General features: G+C 63.2%; 16 protein-coding genes and 1 pseudogene. 9 read left to right on the plus strand and 8 right to left on the minus strand.

The window, feature by feature from the left end:
* The first annotated feature begins 194 nt into the window (after positions 1-194).
* Positions 195-1,838 carry an MFS transporter gene (locus tag LB577_RS07750; protein ID WP_224686239.1) on the plus strand — a complete coding sequence of 548 codons (1,644 nt, stop codon included), beginning with the start codon at positions 195-197 and terminating at the stop codon, positions 1,836-1,838.
* A 21-nt stretch (positions 1,839-1,859) separates the two neighbouring features.
* Here the strand turns inward: LB577_RS07750 and LB577_RS07755 are convergent, their stop codons facing one another.
* Together LB577_RS07755 and LB577_RS07760 are read right to left on the minus strand one after the other, a co-directional pair.
* Positions 1,860-3,641 (minus strand): chloride channel protein, encoded by a 1,782-nt coding sequence (locus tag LB577_RS07755; RefSeq protein WP_224686240.1) that lies wholly within the window; start codon positions 3,639-3,641, stop codon positions 1,860-1,862.
* A gap of 130 nt (positions 3,642-3,771) precedes the next feature.
* A complete protein-coding gene (locus LB577_RS07760; RefSeq protein WP_224686241.1) occupies positions 3,772-4,071 on the minus strand; it encodes a putative quinol monooxygenase in 300 nt (99 codons plus the stop codon).
* 116 nt (positions 4,072-4,187) lie between these two features.
* Here LB577_RS07760 and flhA point away from each other — a divergent pair, with 116 nt between their 5' ends.
* Genes flhA through LB577_RS07775 form a run of 3 tightly spaced genes read left to right on the plus strand, consistent with a single transcriptional unit; the run spans position 4,188 to position 7,410 of the window.
* The gene (gene flhA / locus LB577_RS07765) at positions 4,188-6,275 is read left to right on the plus strand and encodes a flagellar biosynthesis protein FlhA (protein ID WP_140570824.1); all 2,088 of its coding nucleotides are present in this window, start codon (positions 4,188-4,190) and stop codon (positions 6,273-6,275) included.
* Positions 6,272-7,024, plus strand: coding sequence for a flagellar biosynthetic protein FliR (fliR, locus tag LB577_RS07770; protein WP_224686242.1), 753 nt, complete (start codon positions 6,272-6,274; stop codon positions 7,022-7,024). The genes flhA and fliR overlap by 4 nt, the downstream gene beginning before the upstream one ends.
* Positions 7,025-7,026: 2 nt before the next feature.
* Positions 7,027-7,410: a hypothetical protein gene (locus tag LB577_RS07775; RefSeq protein ID WP_224686243.1), complete on the plus strand. Its 384-nt coding sequence runs from the start codon at positions 7,027-7,029 to the stop codon at positions 7,408-7,410.
* A 90-nt stretch (positions 7,411-7,500) separates the two neighbouring features.
* On the opposite strand, the gene LB577_RS07780 is transcribed toward LB577_RS07775, so the two are convergent.
* Both LB577_RS07780 and LB577_RS07785 read right to left on the minus strand, forming a co-directional pair.
* Complete coding sequence (locus tag LB577_RS07780) at positions 7,501-8,346, minus strand: DUF1194 domain-containing protein (protein ID WP_224686244.1); 846 nt, start codon at positions 8,344-8,346, stop codon at positions 7,501-7,503.
* Positions 8,347-8,385: 39 nt separating this feature from the next.
* Positions 8,386-8,793 (minus strand): hypothetical protein, encoded by a 408-nt coding sequence (locus LB577_RS07785; RefSeq protein WP_224686245.1) that lies wholly within the window; start codon positions 8,791-8,793, stop codon positions 8,386-8,388.
* Positions 8,794-9,107: 314 nt separating this feature from the next.
* Here LB577_RS07785 and LB577_RS33085 point away from each other — a divergent pair.
* The 3 genes and pseudogenes from LB577_RS33085 to LB577_RS07800 all read left to right on the plus strand — a co-directional run.
* Positions 9,108-9,188 (plus strand): annotated as a pseudogene (locus LB577_RS33085) (hypothetical protein); the annotation flags it as partial.
* 92 nt (positions 9,189-9,280) lie between these two features.
* Entirely contained in the window at positions 9,281-10,957 is a 1,677-nt protein-coding gene (locus LB577_RS07795) for a BTAD domain-containing putative transcriptional regulator (protein WP_224686246.1), read from the plus strand.
* Between the two features lie 215 nt (positions 10,958-11,172).
* A complete protein-coding gene (locus tag LB577_RS07800; protein ID WP_023778486.1) occupies positions 11,173-11,460 on the plus strand; it encodes a hypothetical protein in 288 nt (95 codons plus the stop codon).
* A gap of 141 nt (positions 11,461-11,601) precedes the next feature.
* Here the strand turns inward: LB577_RS07800 and LB577_RS07805 are convergent, their stop codons facing one another.
* Complete coding sequence (locus LB577_RS07805) at positions 11,602-12,093, minus strand: anthrone oxygenase family protein (RefSeq protein ID WP_224686247.1); 492 nt, start codon at positions 12,091-12,093, stop codon at positions 11,602-11,604.
* 81 nt (positions 12,094-12,174) lie between these two features.
* Between LB577_RS07805 and LB577_RS07810 the strand changes: the two genes are divergently transcribed.
* Entirely contained in the window at positions 12,175-12,339 is a 165-nt protein-coding gene (locus LB577_RS07810) for a hypothetical protein (protein WP_224686350.1), read from the plus strand.
* Between the two features lie 83 nt (positions 12,340-12,422).
* Here LB577_RS07810 and LB577_RS07815 read toward each other — a convergent pair whose 3' ends face one another.
* From LB577_RS07815 to LB577_RS07825, 3 genes are all read right to left on the minus strand, one after another.
* Positions 12,423-13,556 (minus strand): substrate-binding protein, encoded by a 1,134-nt coding sequence (locus tag LB577_RS07815; RefSeq protein ID WP_224686248.1) that lies wholly within the window; start codon positions 13,554-13,556, stop codon positions 12,423-12,425.
* 75 nt (positions 13,557-13,631) lie between these two features.
* Positions 13,632-13,904 (minus strand): hypothetical protein, encoded by a 273-nt coding sequence (locus LB577_RS07820; RefSeq protein WP_023765776.1) that lies wholly within the window; start codon positions 13,902-13,904, stop codon positions 13,632-13,634.
* A gap of 90 nt (positions 13,905-13,994) precedes the next feature.
* Positions 13,995-15,572, minus strand: coding sequence for an HD domain-containing phosphohydrolase (locus LB577_RS07825; RefSeq protein WP_224686249.1), 1,578 nt, complete (start codon positions 15,570-15,572; stop codon positions 13,995-13,997).
* A 135-nt stretch (positions 15,573-15,707) separates the two neighbouring features.
* Between LB577_RS07825 and LB577_RS07830 the strand changes: the two genes are divergently transcribed.
* Entirely contained in the window at positions 15,708-16,319 is a 612-nt protein-coding gene (locus LB577_RS07830; RefSeq protein ID WP_224686250.1) for a rod-binding protein, read from the plus strand.
* Positions 16,320-16,329: the final 10 nt, after the last annotated feature.

Below are 16,329 nucleotides of genomic sequence, written 5' to 3' on the forward strand. Positions count from 1 at the left end.
GCTGCATGCCGCGAGGCACGTTGAGATAAGGCATCCGGCAAGCAAGTGGAAGCGTGGCCCTTTGCTATCCCCTTGTTGGACCATGATCTTCCGCGCAAGACATTCGCCCTTTTCGGCGCGATGCCATAGTTTCGGCAAACCATCCGGGGAAACGATCAGCGCAAGGATCAGCACGCTGTGGCAGGAACCTATCCATGATCGACGAAAAACCGGAAAGCGAAGGCGTCTCGGCGCTGGCGCCCTTCCGGCATGGCATCTTCCGCGCCGTATGGGCCGCGAGTCTCGTCTCGAATTTCGGAGGCCTGATCCAGGGCGTCGGCGCGGCCTGGATGATGACCACGATCGCCACTTCGCCCTATCAGGTCGCGCTGGTCCAGGCCTCCACCACCTTGCCGATCATGCTGTTCGCGCTCGTCGCCGGCGCCATCGCAGACAGCTTCGACCGGCGCAAGGTGATGCTGGTCGCACAGAGCTTCATGCTGTTCGTCTCGGTGCTTCTGACCGTATTCACCTACTACAATTTGCTCACGCCCTGGACGCTCCTGGCCTTCACCTTCCTGATCGACAGCGGCACGGCGCTTAACAGCCCCTCCTGGCAGGCTTCCGTTGGCGACATGGTTCCGCGCAACAAGGTGCCTGCGGCTGTCGCGCTGAATTCCATGGGCTTCAATCTGACGCGCAGCGTCGGCCCGGCGATCGGCGGCATCATCGTCGCCGCCGCTGGTGCCGCGGCCGCCTTCGCGGCGAATGCGGTGAGCTATATCGGGCTCATCGTCGTGATGGCGCGCTGGAAGCCCGATGTTCCGGTATCGACCTTGCCGCGCGAGTCGCTGGGCGCGGCCATGGGCGCCGGCCTGCGCTATGTCGCCATGTCGCCCAACATCGGCAAGGTGCTGGTCAGGGGCGCGGCCTTCGGCTTCAGCGCCGGCGCTGTCCTGGCGCTCCTGCCGCTTGTGGCGCGCGACGTCGTCAAGGGCGACGCCTTGACCTACGGCATCATGCTCGGAGCCTTCGGCATCGGCGCGGTCGGCGGCGCGCTGATCAGCGTGCGGCTGCGGCAATTGCTCTCCAGCGAGACGATGGTGCGCTGCGCCTTCGCCGGCTTCGCGGTTTGCGCCTTCAATGCGGCGATCAGCCAGCATGCCTGGCAGACATCGCTTGGCCTGCTGGTCGGCGGTGCCTGCTGGGTGATCGCGCTCTCGCATTTCAACGTCACCGTGCAGATGGCGACGCCGCGCTGGGTGGTCGGCCGGGTCTTGTCGGTCTACCAGACCGCGACCTTCGGCGGCATCGCGCTCGGCAGCTGGATCTGGGGCGTCGTCGCCGATGCGCATGGCGCCGAAACGGCGCTGATCGCGGCCGCCATCGCCATGCTGGCCGGCGGCGCCATCGGCCTCGTACTGCCGCTGCCGCAGCAGCAGGTGCTGAACCTCGACCCGCTCAACCGCTTCAAGGAGCCGCATCTGGCGCTCGACCTGAAGCCGCGCAGCGGCCCCATCGCCATCATGATCGAATATGTGATCCGGCACGAGGACGAGGCGGAATTCCTCGCCACCATGGCCGAACGCGGACGCATCCGCCGCCGCGACGGCGCCCGCAACTGGACGCTGGCGCGCGATCTCGAAAATCCCACGATATGGATCGAGCACTATCACACGCCGACCTGGCTCGAATATGTCAGGCACAATAGCCGCATCACCCATGCCGACGCCATGGTCGGCGAACGCCTGCGGGCGCTGCACAGCGGCGGCGAACCGCCGCGCGTGCGTCGTGTGATCGAGCGTCCGACGACCGCCGGCACGGCGCTCGTGATGGCTAAGGGACCGATCGAGCATTGACGGCGGTCGCGGACCGCAGCTTTATCCTTCGCCCGACAGATCCCGGCGTGCCTTTTCGAGTTCCTCGGCGTAGCGCCGCATCAAGTGGCCCTCGGTCAGCAGCCCAAGCACGATGTGGTCGGTGAAGTCCTCGACAACGGCCAACTCCTCGGCGCCGGCACGCTGGAACGTCTCGGCGGCGGCCTGTACGTTCATGCTGGGCACCAGGACGGCATCCTTGTACTGGGCAAGATCGCGCACCGGCACCTCGCCGCCGGCGGGATCGCTGTGCAGTTCGGCCACGATCAGCACGCCGACATACTGATCGCCCGGATCGACGGCGATAACGCGCTGGGCCGAGCCGAGCGGGATTTCCTTGCGAAAGGCGGCCAGCGTCGTCGAGGCATCGATCGTCCTGATGTCCTTGCGCATCATCGAGCCGACGGTGAGGCTGCGCATCCAGCCGACATCATGGGCGCTGCGGATCGTCTCGCCGCGCAGATGAAAGCGCCAGGTCGAGAACGAATAGCCGAAGGTCTCGCGCACCAGGATCGCCGCCATGATCGAGGCGGCCAGCACCACGCCGGTGAGTGTCAGGTCGCGTGTCGATTCCAGCGCCAGGAAGGTCATCGTCAGCGGACCGCCGACGACACCGACGGCCAGCGACGTCATGCCGACGACCGCCGCCACGGAAGGGTCGATACCGGTCGCTGGCGAGATCAGCGCCATCACGCCGGCGAACGCCTTGCCGAGCAGCGCACCGAGAAACAGCGAAGCAAAGAACAAGCCACCGCGAAAACCGGAGCCGAGCGAGACGGCTGATGCCGCGAGCTTCAGCACGAAGACGCTGGCGACAACGGCCAGACCGTAATTCATGGCGAATTCGCGATGCAGCGCGCCATGGCCACTGGACAGGACCTGCGGCGTGATCAGCCCCAGGAGGCCGACAATGACGCCGCCGATGACGGGGCGCAGCGAGGCATCGATGGACAGCCTGTTGAAGCCGCGTTCGATCAGCGTCACCAGTTGCATGATGGCGATCGAGGCCGCACCCCCGAGCAGTCCAAGCAACAAGAACGGCACATACTGGCTGGGGGAGAGTGCCGGCAGGCCGGCAAGTTCCAGCGGAAACGGCACGCCGCCGAACATTTCCGCCGTCAGCGAAGCCGAGATCGCGGCGGTCATGACCGGCGCGACATTGGCGACCGAATAGATGCCGATGACCAGTTCGAAGCCGTAGAAGGCACCGGTCAGCGGCGCGTCGAAGGCGGCGGCGATGGCGCCGGCGGCACCGCAGCCGACCAGGATGCGGACATCGTTGCGGCGCAGCCTGAACATCCGCGCCAGCCGCGACGCCACGCCGGAGCCGACCTGCGTGTAGCCGGCCTCCAGGCCGACCGAAGCGCCGAAGCCGCTGGAGATCATCGTCTGGCCGACGATGATGAAGGTGTCGGTCAGCGACATGCGCCCGCCATAGAGCGCGTTGGCCTCGATCGGATCGACCGGTGTGCGGAATTTCCGCTTTCTTAGCCAGATCACGCTCAGCCCGAGCAGGACGCCGCCGATTGCCGGGATCAGCGCCTGCATCGGATTGGCGAGCGAGAACATGCCGGAAAGCCGGCCACCTGGTTGGACGCCAAACAACAGCCCGTGCAGATCCTGCACGATCTGGCTCATCGCGGTAACCAATATGCCCGCCATGACGCCGATGATGCCGGCCAGGATGACCACCGCGATGCCGCGCGCCTCGAGCAGCGGGATCGACCTCAAAAGCACCGCGCGCAGCCGGCGGGCGTAGACTTGCGGTTGGTTTCTGGAAAGCACCGGGGCGGCTCGCCGATATCGGAAAAGGCAACGGAAAGCCGCTGATACGCCCGCCGACACCGCATGGCAACCACAATGGCGACATGGAAGACGCCGTTGTGGCCAAGAGGCCGCTCATTGCGTGAAGCGCTCAGGTCGGCATCGGCTCGCCAGCCTCATAGAGCAAGAGATTGCGCTCGCCGATGCCCAGCGCCGGCCAGCTCGAGCGCCAGTCGGCGATGTGCGGTGAGCGGAAATGCGCATCGAGCGCCGCCCTGTCGCGCCACACCTCGGTGACGCGCATCAGCCCGGCATCGAGCACATCGCGCGCATAGGAATATTCGAAGCAGCCATCCTCGGCGCGGCTGCCCGAGATCATGTGCTCCATCGCGGACTTAGCCTCCTCGAACTTGTGGGGCGGCAGGCGGATCGTGCCGATGATCACAAGCATGGGTCTTCCTTTTTGCGAGACGTCGGAGCGAGCCACTTTCCCACCCTCGCGCAAGCTTGGCCAGTTACCCTCGCCCGGTTGTCGCATGCGCGGCAGCACATGGTTCGAGGACTTCAATGGCGATCACCGAAAGCATCCAGCCAGGCGCGGTGGCCAAGAATGGCCGCGACATCTTCTTCGCGCTCGGCATCGTCGTCATCCTGGCCGTGCTGTTCCTGCCGATCCCGGCCTTTCTCATCGACATCGGCCTCGCCTTCTCGATCGCGCTTTCGGTGCTGATCCTGATGGTGGCGCTGTGGATCCAGCGGCCGCTCGATTTCTCCTCGTTTCCGACCGTGCTGCTCATCGCCACCATGCTGCGGCTGTCGCTCAACATCGCCACCACGCGCATGATCCTGTCGCACGGCAATGAGGGCACGCACGCCGCCGGCTACGTCATCGCCGGTTTCTCCAAGCTGGTGATGGCGAGCGACTTCGTCATCGGCCTGATCGTCTTCATGATCCTGATCGTGGTGAACTTCATCGTCATCACCAAGGGCGCCACCCGTATCGCCGAAGTCGGCGCCCGCTTCACGCTGGACGCCATCCCCGGCAAGCAGATGTCGATCGACGCCGACCTCTCCGCCGGCATGATCGACGACAAGACCGCGCAGTTGCGGCGACGCGAACTGGAGGAGGAGTCCTCCTTCTTCGGCTCGATGGACGGCGCCTCGAAATTCGTCCGAGGCGACGCCATCGCCGGCCTCATCATCACCGCCATCAACATCGTCGGCGGCATCGCCATCGGCTACATCAGGCACGGCATGGGCATGGGCCAGGCCGCCGACGTGTTCATCAAGCTGTCGGTCGGCGACGGCCTCGTCACCCAGATTCCCGCGCTCATCGTTTCGCTCGCCGCCGGCCTGCTCGTCTCCAAGGGCGGCACCCGCGGCTCGACCAATCAGGCCGTGTTCGGCCAGCTCGGCGCCCATCCGCGCGCCCTCTATGTCGCGGCGGCGCTGCTGGTGCTGCTCGGCCTGATGCCCGGCCTGCCGCTCTTCCCATTCTTCGCGCTGGCCGGCGGCATGGCCGGCCTTGGCTATATCATTCCGATGCGCGCCAACCGCGTCCTCGCCGAGGCCGAGGCGCTGAAGGACAAGGAGAAGGCAAGCAAGGTCGAGGAGGAGAAGAACTCGGTCAAGGCCTCGCTCGCCACCGCCGAGATCGAGCTTCTCATCGGCAAGCAGCTTTCGACCCGTCTCCTGGTATCGCACCAGGAGCTGGTCTTCCGCATGTCCAAGATGCGCAAGAAATTCGCGCAGCAATATGGCTTCGTCGTGCCGGAAGTGCGCGTCGCCGACGATTTCGCCATCCCGCCGAAGAGCTACCAGATCAAGGTGCACGGCACCGTGGTCGCCGAATACCAGATGCGGGTCGGCGAGATCATGGTGCTTCTCGGCAATCGCGACGTGCCCGAGATACCGGGCGAAGAGATCCGCGAGCCGGCCTTCGGCATGCGCGCCTATTCCGTCATGGAAACCTTCGCCGAGGATTTGAAGCGCGAGAACTACACCTTCGCCGACAACATGTCGGTGCTGCTCACCCATCTCTCGGAAGTCATCCGCAACAACCTGCCGCAGCTTCTGTCCTACAAGGACATGAAGGCGCTGCTGGAGCGTCAGGACCAGGAATACCGCAAGCTCGCCGACGAGATCTGCACCACCCACATCTCCTATCCCGGCCTGCAGGCGGTGCTGAAGCTGCTTCTGGCCGAGCGCGTCTCGATCCGCAATTTGCATCTGATCATCGAGGCCATCGCCGAGATCGCGCCGCATGTGCGCCGCACCGAGCAGATCGTCGAACATGTCCGCATCCGCATGGCGCAACAGATCTGCGGCGACCTCTCGGAGGGCGGCGTGCTCAAGGTGCTGCGCCTCGGCAATCGCTGGGACCTCGCCTTCCACCAGAGCCTCAAGCGCGACGCCAAGGGCGAGGTGCGCGAGTTCGACATCGATCCGCGCCAGCTTGAGGAATTCGGCCAGGACGCCACCAAGGCGATCAAGAAATTCCTCGAAGCCGGCGAGCGCTTCGTCCTCGTCACCGCGCCCGACGCCCGCCCCTATGTGCGCATGATCATCGAGCGCCTGTTCACCACGCTGCCGGTGCTCTCCCATGTCGAAATCGCCAAGGGCGTCGAGATCAGGGTGCTCGGGACCATATCGTGAGCATTCTCTCGCAGAGCGTCGTCATCGCGGCGTTCCTCGCCTTCTGCCGCATCGGCGCCTGCTTCATGCTGATGCCGGGCCTGTCCAGCGCCCGCGTGCCGGTCCAGGTCAGGCTGTTCGTGGCGGTCGCCGCCACCGGCGGCCTGCTCGCCTTCCTGTGGGACAAGATCTTTCCCTTCGTCGATGCGCGCCCGCAGATCCTGGTGCCGATGATCATCTCGGAACTTCTGGTCGGCGGGCTGATCGGCGCCATGACCAGGCTCTACATGGAAGCGCTGCGCTTCATGGGCTCGGCCATCGCCATGCTGATCGGCTATGGCGGCTCCGGCGGACCGGCGATCGAGGAGCCCGAGCCGCAGGCAGCCCTTGCCGCCATCATCTCTTTCTCGGCGCTGATGATGCTGTTCGTCTTCGATTTCGACCACGAAATCATACGCGCCCTGGTAACGTCCTACACGGTCGCGCCGGTCAACATCTTCTTCAACCCGCAGGCAGCCCTCGTCGATGTCGCCGACACCGTGTCAGACACGTTCTTCCTGGTCATCCGCCTCGGCAGTCCGTTTGTCGCCTACGCTCTTCTCGTCAACCTGACGATCGGCTTCGTCAACAAGCTGACCCCGCAGATCCCGATCTACTTCATCTCGCAGCCCTTCGTCATTGCCGGCGGCATGATCATCTTCTATTTCGCCATCGGCACCATGCTGTCGCTGTTCGTCGACGGTTTTGTCGACCTGACGCTGGCGAGGTAGCGATGAGCACGCGCAAGGACCGCCTGCGGAAACTGGTCAAGGTGCAGGAACAGCTGAAGGCGCTGCACGAGACCCGCCACGCCACCTTCCTGGCCGCGGCAAACGCCGCCGAGGCCGAGGCCAGGGAACTGATCGGCCATTTCGACCAGGACAATTCCCTCTCCAGCCTGTTCCCCGATCTCTACCACCGGCGCATCGCCCAGGCCGTCGTGCGCCAGGAAGAAAGCCTGGAGAGCGCCAGGCAGGAGGCCGGCCTGATTGCCACGGCAAACGCGCGCACCAACATGGTCCAACGCGCCTACAAGGACGTGCGCAACCGCGACGAGCGCGAACGCTCCGACCGCGAACGGCTGGATTTGATCGCGCAGAAGCGAAGTGAGGAATAGCCGTGGGAATCGGTCTATGACCCTGCAAGCTGATATTGGCAGCAACCATGCTGGAGATTGCTGCTGCGCCATCGGCGCACCACCTAGCCTTCACAGCGGTCGGTCGACGTTCATGCTTACTTCAGTGACCAGCTTGCGGCGAAGAGCCATTGCGTAGTCGTCCGGCCCCTTCGGCGTTATGACGAAGGCCTGGGAGCCGCCAATGACCGATTTGGCAAAATAGGATGCCAACGTATTGTCGGGGCTCTCATCTTCCATCGGGATGGCGATCGCGTTGATCGTGTATCCCTTGGCAATGGCGTTCAGCCTGCTCGGCTGAACAGGAAGTCCATCGTTGTTCTCACCATTGGAAGAGATGTCGATCACTTTCCTGGCCGCCTTTCCAGGAAACTGGTCGAGCAGAAGACTGCCGATGTCGATGGCTGAGGAAACGGATGTTCCTCTGCGTCCTCGGCGGGTGATCCCGGTATCGCCTTCCTTGCTGATCACAGATGCTGCCGCTCTGGCGTCTTCCAGCCCGCAGATGTTTGTCCACGGAAGCACAGTGCGTGCGTGTCCGGGACTCGACCATTCAAAGTAGGCCACGCTGATGCAGCCAACGTAGTTGCGCGTGATGGCCGCGATGATCTCTGGCGACGTGAGCGCGGCGGCATGACCCTCGCGCTGCAGGTCGGCAATCTTCGGATCGATCGAGGACGAGAAATCGACCGCGAATACGATGGCGACATCGACATCGGCGGCATGTGCCTGCGGTCCCCAAAACATCGAAGCGGCAAGTGCTCCCGCCAGTCCAAAGTACGAGTTAACCCGCTTTGCCGGCCACCTGACCGATCGCTTCGCCGGCTTCGGAATGCCTTCCCCTCTCATCCGCGGCTGCTCGTGAAAGGAGCCTGTCACAGACAAGCCAGTTACGTCCTGATGCACAGTTGGGCACATGTCATTCTCCATCGAGCAGCCGTTTCAAAGCGGACATTTTCAGCATGTGGAAATTTGGCGAGGGATCCCCACGCCGAACAGCAGCAGATCGGCCCTGGTCCACAGAGCGTAACAACCAAGCAAGGTCAGCGGCATGGCGAGTACCGCGAAGGATCCGCCCGACCAGACCTCCTGCGAGGCCCAGCCCAGGGCGACGGCCGCCACCAAAATCGCCGGCAACCGGCTGGCAAGCACCGCGCTGCGGAATGGATCTGGCCAGGCGGCCGGCCACACCGGAACCTGAGTGCCCGGTGTGTGGAAGGTGCTGCCGAATTTGCCCAGCGCGTGCAGCAGGCCGGACGTCGCCGCAAGCAGAGGATCGCCGAGCAGCAGCAGAGCGATGCCCAGCCCGACCGCGCCCAGGCCTGACAGGAAGTCGCCGAGGCGGTTGAGGAATAGCAGCAGCAAATTGGCTTTTGTCCTGGACACTGGCCACCCCTCAAACCAAGTCTTCCGTTGACTTGGCTCCCCTAATTTAGGAAAGCCTAAGTTACTTGCCGTTACGGCAGCGTTTGAGCGCGGGGGCCAACGGCGGCGAAACGTTAGTCTCGAGTTAGGATTTCGTCAGGCTGGGATAGCGAATGCGAAGTGAGAACAGCGGCGCTGCAAATAGAATCTCACTCTTCGGCGGGTTCCGGATTGATAATGAAACGGCCGGCCCGCTTCGGCTGACCGGGAAACGGGGGCCGGCAATCGTTGCTTATCTGGCCCAGAGCCCGGGCATGGCGGCGACGCGGGAGAGGCTGGCGGACCTGTTATGGGGCGACAGCGATAGCGAACATTCGCGCAATAGTCTTCGGCAAACCCTCAGCGTCTTGCGCCGGGATCTATCGCGCGCTCGAGTGGATAAGATCTTATCCACTCGAGCGGGGAGTCCATCAATCTCAGGCCTGAGATGGTTCGGGTCGACGTGCAGGAGTTCGAAGCGGGTCTCGGGGCCCGGTCCGCGCACGAACTCGAGACGGCTTTGGCGAGCTGCATTGGCCCATTTCTCGACGGACTTTATTTGGGAAGCAGTGGGTTCGATGACTGGGTCGCATCGGAACGCGACAGGCTGCTCGGCCGCGCTCTTGTGTCTTTCGAGAAACTGGCTCGCCTTGTCGACTCTGAAACCGGGCTGGTCCTTGCCGATCGCCTTCTGGCCATGGAACCGACGCGGGAAGAATCTTATCGGCTCAAGATGGAATTATTCCTCGCACGTGGCCAACGCGACAGGGCGATCAAGACATACGAGACTTGCAGAAGCATGCTGAAGAAGGAGTTCGGTGTCGAACCTGGCTCAGAGACGCGGGCGCTTTGGCAATCCCTGCTCCTTGCTGCCGACCCGGCGTCAAATGTTCCGTCGGCAAGTGGTATTCCGACCGGCCAGCGCCTCGGGCGCCCGTCTATCAGCGTTGCCGACTTCACCAATCTGACCGGAAAGCAGGGCGATGATTTTTTCGCCAGGGGGCTCGTCCAGGACATCACCACGGCCCTATCCGAGGTAGCCGACTATGTCGTGCTGTCCGCGCCTTCGCCCATGGAGAAGAAAGGCCTAGGCGAAGAAGACAAAACGCCGGGAATGCTCCGGGCGCAATATTTGCTCAGCGGCAGTGTCCAGAGATCCGGCAATGGGCTGAGGGTGAACATCCAGCTTGTCGATACCGCTGGCGGCCAGCATGTCTGGGCCCAGAAATTCGACGGCAACTCAGAGAACGCGCTCGAATTCCAGGACAGGATCGCGCAGTCCGTTGTTCTGGCTGTGATCCTCGAACTTCAACTGACCAACTGGAAAGTCCGTGACAAAAGCCCGCCTGGTCCCCCTGAAGTGCGCAGGTTGGTGAACGAGGCTCTCATGAAGTATTTTGAGATGACCCAGGATTCGCTGTTGGTCGGGATTGAGTTTGCCGAGAAGGCCCTCTTGATAGGCCCCGACAACGCCCGTGCGAAGCGGACGCTCTCGATCGTGATCTCCATGGGCGTGGCGTTTGGCGCACTGCTTCGGGAGGAAGGGCTGATCGAGCGTGCGCTTCAGCTTGCGGAAGCCGCCGTGAGGGCGGTGCCGGACGATGAAATTGCCCGGTGTATCCTGTCATTCGCACTCGAAAGTTCTGGCCGTATCGACGAGGCGGTCGTCGAGTGCCGCCATGCAATCAGCCTCAACCCGAACTATCCAAGCGGTCACGGCGATATTGCGATGCTGTTTGCCCTCCGCGGACAGGTCAGCGAAGCAGTCCGCGAGGCCAACGAGGCAATTCGGCTCGGGGCGCATGACGTCATCGACTACTGGCGTCACCACGGCTTGGTTGTGGCGCTGTTTGCCGGCGGAGACGATCAGCGGGCGCTCGAAGTCGCCCGCAGGGTGGTCAGGACAAAGCCGGGTTTCGTTCGAGGCGCCCTATATTGGGCTGCGGCCGCGTCGGCAACCGGAAACAACGAAGAGGCGTCCCGAGCCATCCACCATTGCCTCTCACAACTTCCACATCTCAACCTGGGCAATGTCTGCCCCGGCTTTGTGCCACGCTATGTCAAGGATCATCAGCACTCGAGATTCCTTGAAATGTTATCGAGAGCCGGCCTTCCCAATTGCTAGAGCAAGGTGAGAAATCGCGGCCGGTCGGTGATCGGTTGGTCTCAAGCCAATTTCCGTCTGCCGCTCTCCAGTTTTTTCCAAGACGTTCAAATTTGAGCTTCCGTACTCACGCTTTGTCGAGAGTATCTCCTGTAATCACTTGAACCTCCTGCGCCGAAAGTTTTAGCCGTTCTGAATCGCCGGCGGCGACGATGACGATGAAATAGGAGAACGCAATGTCTCGCAATCACGTTGAACGTCTTGAAGAGTTTAGGGAAATCCTGATCGCGACTCGACGCGAAGGAGTCCGCAACGTGCACCATACTCGCGACGCGATGCGGGCAAGCGGCTTTCAGATCGGAGACAGCGACGGCTCCAGCTACGGAGCCGAGCTGAAGGCGCTCCAAGAGGAAATCGAGGCAGTCGATCGCGCCATCGAAGACGAGAAGCGGTTGGCCTTGGCCCTCGAGAGCTCGGCTCAATCCCGTCGACCGGCTAAACCGAGAATCGTGAAGGGTACATAGCATCAGGCGCGACCGTTGGCGTTCGTTGCGCCGATCGCCCGCGGCCTGGTGTCGGACTCGCCGCCGTGGTGTCATCTGTTGCGACGGAAAGTAACAGCCGAGATTGCCTTCTGCCGATGTGTCATCTCGCTCAGACTGCGACTAAACGACAAGTGAGATCACCAAAGCCAGGAAGCCGATGCTGGTGAGAACGGCCCGCGCTACATGGGCATATTCCCAACGATCACGAAGTTCGGTCCAATCCGGCTGCGGACCGTCGCGCTTCCCGCCAGCCCCGAAGAAGGCTGCGCCAGGTGCGCCCACCGGCGCGCCTTCCATCCAGTATTTGTTTACCGGGTGGATCGCGAGCCAATAGATCGCGACCGTTGCCAGCAAGGCAAAGAAAGCGAGCAGGACAGCCCAGAAGCCGGCGGTTCCAGCCGGGGCCAGGAATAGCAGGAGACCGGTCACGACGACACTCAGCGGATCGGCCGCACCGCCGATCGTAAAGCCGGGATAATAGATGTGCTGCACGGCGCGATATGTGCGCTCGTCGAGGCGCATCTTGCCTGGAAGCTCCAGGGCGTGTGCGACCGATAGTGCCATGGGCAGCGCGGCGATCAGGACAGCCACGACTTGCAGCAGGCTGAACATTCCTCGCCTCCGGGTTCGCCATCGACAATACTATGGGGCGAACGCCGATGGGCACGCGATGTTCCATTGTAGAATCTGGATTTGAGGCTTTTTGGCGCCAGGCAACAGGCCGGCCTGATTGCCACGGCAAACGCACGCGCCAACATAGTCGAACGCGCCTACAAGGACGTGCGCAACCGAGACGAACGCGAACGCTCAGACCGCGAACGGCTGGATTTGATCGCGCAGAAGCGAAGTCAGGAGTAGCCGCGGAATTCTGTGCCGTTGGGTGGCGAGGCAACCCATCTACCCGTCGGCCACCCTCTGGGAACACTGATCGACGCCGTGGCTCAGCCAGCTTTGCTAAGGTGGAGTTCATCGGCAAGCACGCTTTCGTTGGGATCGATCGGACCCAGGTTCTTGACGACCCGGAAGCGACCGCCCTGCGCCTGCGCGATGTACATGTTCATGCGAACATGATGTTGGCCGGGGACCATTTCGGCCGGGCCACCCGGGCCCTCGCTGATTCGGGCGTGATCAAGTGCCCGGATGACCGCGCCCTGCTCGAGCGTGCCGGCTTCGTTGACTGCTGCTTCCCACATCTTGATTGCCCGGTAGTGGCCAGTGCAGCCGCTGCCTGCGGTCAACATGGCGCTGCCGGAGAATCGGTCCTGGTAGCGACGCAGGAGCGCTCGGCCAAACGGATCCTCGAGCTCCTGATAGTAGTCGAGGCAGCTGTAGAGGCCCTCGATCTGTTCGGACGGCACGAGATTGAAGAAGTTCTCGTCGAAGTAGGTGCAGACGATCTTGCCGCCGCGTTTGCCGAAACCGGCCTTGTACAGCTCTTCGAAGAACGGTGTCAGGCCCGGCGGAACGATGGTATTGAAAATCACGTCGGTGCCGCTCGCCATGATCTGATGCACAGTCCGCCTGAAATCGACGGTGTCCAGCGGAAAATACTCCTCGCCGACGATCTCGCCGCCATTGGCACGCACCACCCGGCTCGCCGCCTTGTTCAGCAGATGGGGCCAGATGTAATCAGCCGACGGCAAATAAAACCGCTTCGCGCCGGTGCTGTTCATGAGCCACGGTATCAATGGCTCAACCTGCTGCGCGGGGACGGGTCCCGTGCAGAAGATCAGGGGATGGTTTTCCTGTCCCTCATACTGCTCGGTATAGATGTAGAGCGTCTTGCCCCGCGTAACCGCCTCGCTCTTGATGGCCTGTCGGGTTGAGCTGTAGATGCCGCCTACGACCAGGTCGACCTTGTCGACGTCGATCAGTTTCGCGGTCCTTGCCTTGGCGGCGCCGTCGATGGTTTCGCCATCCTCGATGACAAGCTTCAGCGGCCGGCCGAGCAAGCCGCCCCTGGCGTTGATATCGTCGACGAGCATGGTGGTGAGGTTCGCATTGGCGATGCCCATGAAAGACAATGGGCCGGTGAGTTCGGCGATAAGGCCGATCTTGATGGGTTTCGGATTCATTTGATCTCTCCAAATCTGGGGGTTCGTCGGGCGCGCGCCGCCGCCGGGTGGCAGGCGGCGCTCAGCGAGGGGACCTCAGGCCTCGTAGTGGCCGAGCAGGAATGCCGCCTGCGGCTTGCCGACATGGCCGGCTTCCTGCAGGATCGCGGGCACCTCCGGATCCGACACGAAATTCTTCCAGCCCTCGGCGTCCCAGTCGAAGATCGCCCAGACGCGGTCTGGCTCGCTTGGGTCGCGGAAGACAGTCGCACCATTCGAGCCGTGCAGCCGGCGCTTGTCGGCGCCCTTGGTCGAAAAGATACGGATGAAGTGGTCGATATCAGCCACTTTGGTCGTTGCGAGAAGCATTTGATTTCCTCCTGTCGGTCGCGGCCACCATTGGTCCGTCGACAGGATCACGATGCGCGCCCCGGAGCGGGCGCACATGGGGTGGATTCCCTATGTCTGCGTCTCGCCTGGCCGGACAAGGCCGTGCTCGACCGCATAGAGCGCTGCTGCCGCGCGGGTGGTCACACCGATCTTGGCATAGACGCTCTGGATATGGTGGTCGGCGGTCTTGGGCGAGATATCCAGCTTGCGCGCCGCTTCCTTCGCCGTAAGGCCGGCGGCAATCAGGCGCAGCACCTCGATTTCGCGCGGCGTCATTCCAGCCAGCGGCCGGGGCGGCGTCCGGCGCGACGGTTGCCCGGCGAAGGACAGCACGGCCTCGGCAGCGTCAGGGCAGATGCAGCCCTCGCGAACGGCGGCGCGTAACTGGCTTGCCGCCGCATCACTGGACAGTGCCCGGCGGTGAGGGCGTTCCTCTCGCGACGTCTGGAATGCTTCGGCAGCGGCCAGGATCCTCGCCGCCGGGGACAGGTCGGAGGCGTGGACCTTGCGGTGATAGCCCGAGCCGTCCAGGCGTTCGTGATGGCGAAGCACGAGAGCAGCCATCGCTTCGCCCTCGTGACCGAACGAGGCCAGCGCCCGCTCGCCGTAATAGGCATGCAGTTGCGCCGCGTCGCGCTCACGGACAGACAGCGGGCCGTTACGCATCCAAGTCGCCACCGGCACCACGAGTTCGCCAATGTCGTGGATACAACCCGACCAGCGCAGCGCACGCAGGTCGGTGGCGGGAAGCTTCATTTGTCCCCCGGCTCCCTCGGCCAGTTGCGCCACCATCCGTGAATGGCCGTAGGTAAGCGGCATGCGCATGTCGATCATGTCGGCGATGGCAAGGAACGCCTCGTCGCAGCCTGCCTCGTCCAGCGTCACCGGCGGATCGGGCTCGAGCGCCAGTATTGTCTCACGGTCGACCGTTGCGCCGATCCCCTCCATCAGCGCCGGCGCGTTGGCTGAGACGAGCCGGGCCAGATCCGCTTCGTAAGGGCCATCGGCGCGACTGGCTATGGTTTCGGCCATTTCCTCGATGCCGACGGCTTCGCTGAGCGCGATGGCATCCTGCGCCAGCGTAATCAGGCGCACGGCTGGCAGGACATCCTCGCCGCTCAGTCCGCGCGGCAGGCCCTTGCCGTCCCAGCGTTCATAGATCTGCCCGAGATTGTGCCGAATCTCCTCGGGAAGGCCGAGCCGTTGGCCGATCCGCTGCGCGACCTCGCAATGCGCGGTAAGCACCGGGCGCGCGACCGCGAGCGCCTGCGACATCGCGGCCTCGATCGCCCTGGCCTGCGCGTCAGGCTCGAGATCATAGTAGAACCGCTTGAAGGCCTGCACGAAGACCCTGCCCAGTTCCGCCCGATTGCCCATGTCAAGACCGACAAGATCCTGACGGAGCGCGATTTCGTCGCCGAAGGTGGCCGACAGAAGGTCGGTGTCGGCATTGCAGCCGACATAGCGCAGCATCGACTGGTGGTAGGCATTGCGCCGAACCTCATCGGGAACACCCCCAAGCGCGGCGATCCGCATTGCAAGCACACAAGATTTCAGCGCGAAGTCGCGAGAATGGCCAGTGGCGAGATCGGAAGCATAGGCCAGGACCATCATGAAGTCCGCGCGGCGCATCGAGACGTCTGTCATCGCACACCCCCCAGTGAGCCCCATGCTAGCCCCGTGGGCCGTCAATACCTAGGGGAAAATCCCAAGCTTGACGTATCGACCCCCTGTATTCCGCCTCCCCTCTCCCTCGCAAGCCTGCCACAAGCTTGTTGAGGCATGGTCTGGCCAAGGAAACCCGGCAAAAGGCGGACTTTCTTGGCGATTTCTCCACCCAGCGACATCGTTATGGATGTCGCCCGAGCCGCGGAGCCGGCAGACATCGAGGCCGCCCGCGCCGCGCTGACCAAGCGCGCGGGCGGTGCCGCCGGCACGTTCTCGGTCGACGCCGCCGCGTCGGTCGATGCCGGCTCGATGCTGTCGCGCGCCACGGCTGACAAGGCCGCGGCGACAGCCGACCCGGCCAAGAAATTCAAGAAGTTCGAGGCGATGGTCTTGCAGACCTTCATCCAGAACATGCTGCCCAAGGACACCGAGGGCGTCTACGGCACGGGTCTCGCCGGCGACATGTGGAAATCGCAGCTTGCAGAGCGTGTCGCCGACGTCATGGCCGATCGCGGCGGCATCGGCATCGCCAAGTCGCTGCTCGCCGACCACTACCTGGACGGCAAGCGCAAGGTGCCGATCGGACCGGTTTCAAATGGACCGGAGAAGACCGAGATCGACCAGCAAACCCGTCTGTCCACTTCGCTCGTCCAGGAATTGCAGCGCAAGGCCGCAAGGTCGATGACCGGCGACGAGATAACCACAAAAACAGACATCAAGATCTAAACTGGGAAAC

It is taken from the genome of Mesorhizobium sp. B283B1A, assembly GCF_020165735.1.
Lineage (GTDB): Bacteria > Pseudomonadota > Alphaproteobacteria > Rhizobiales > Rhizobiaceae > Mesorhizobium > Mesorhizobium opportunistum.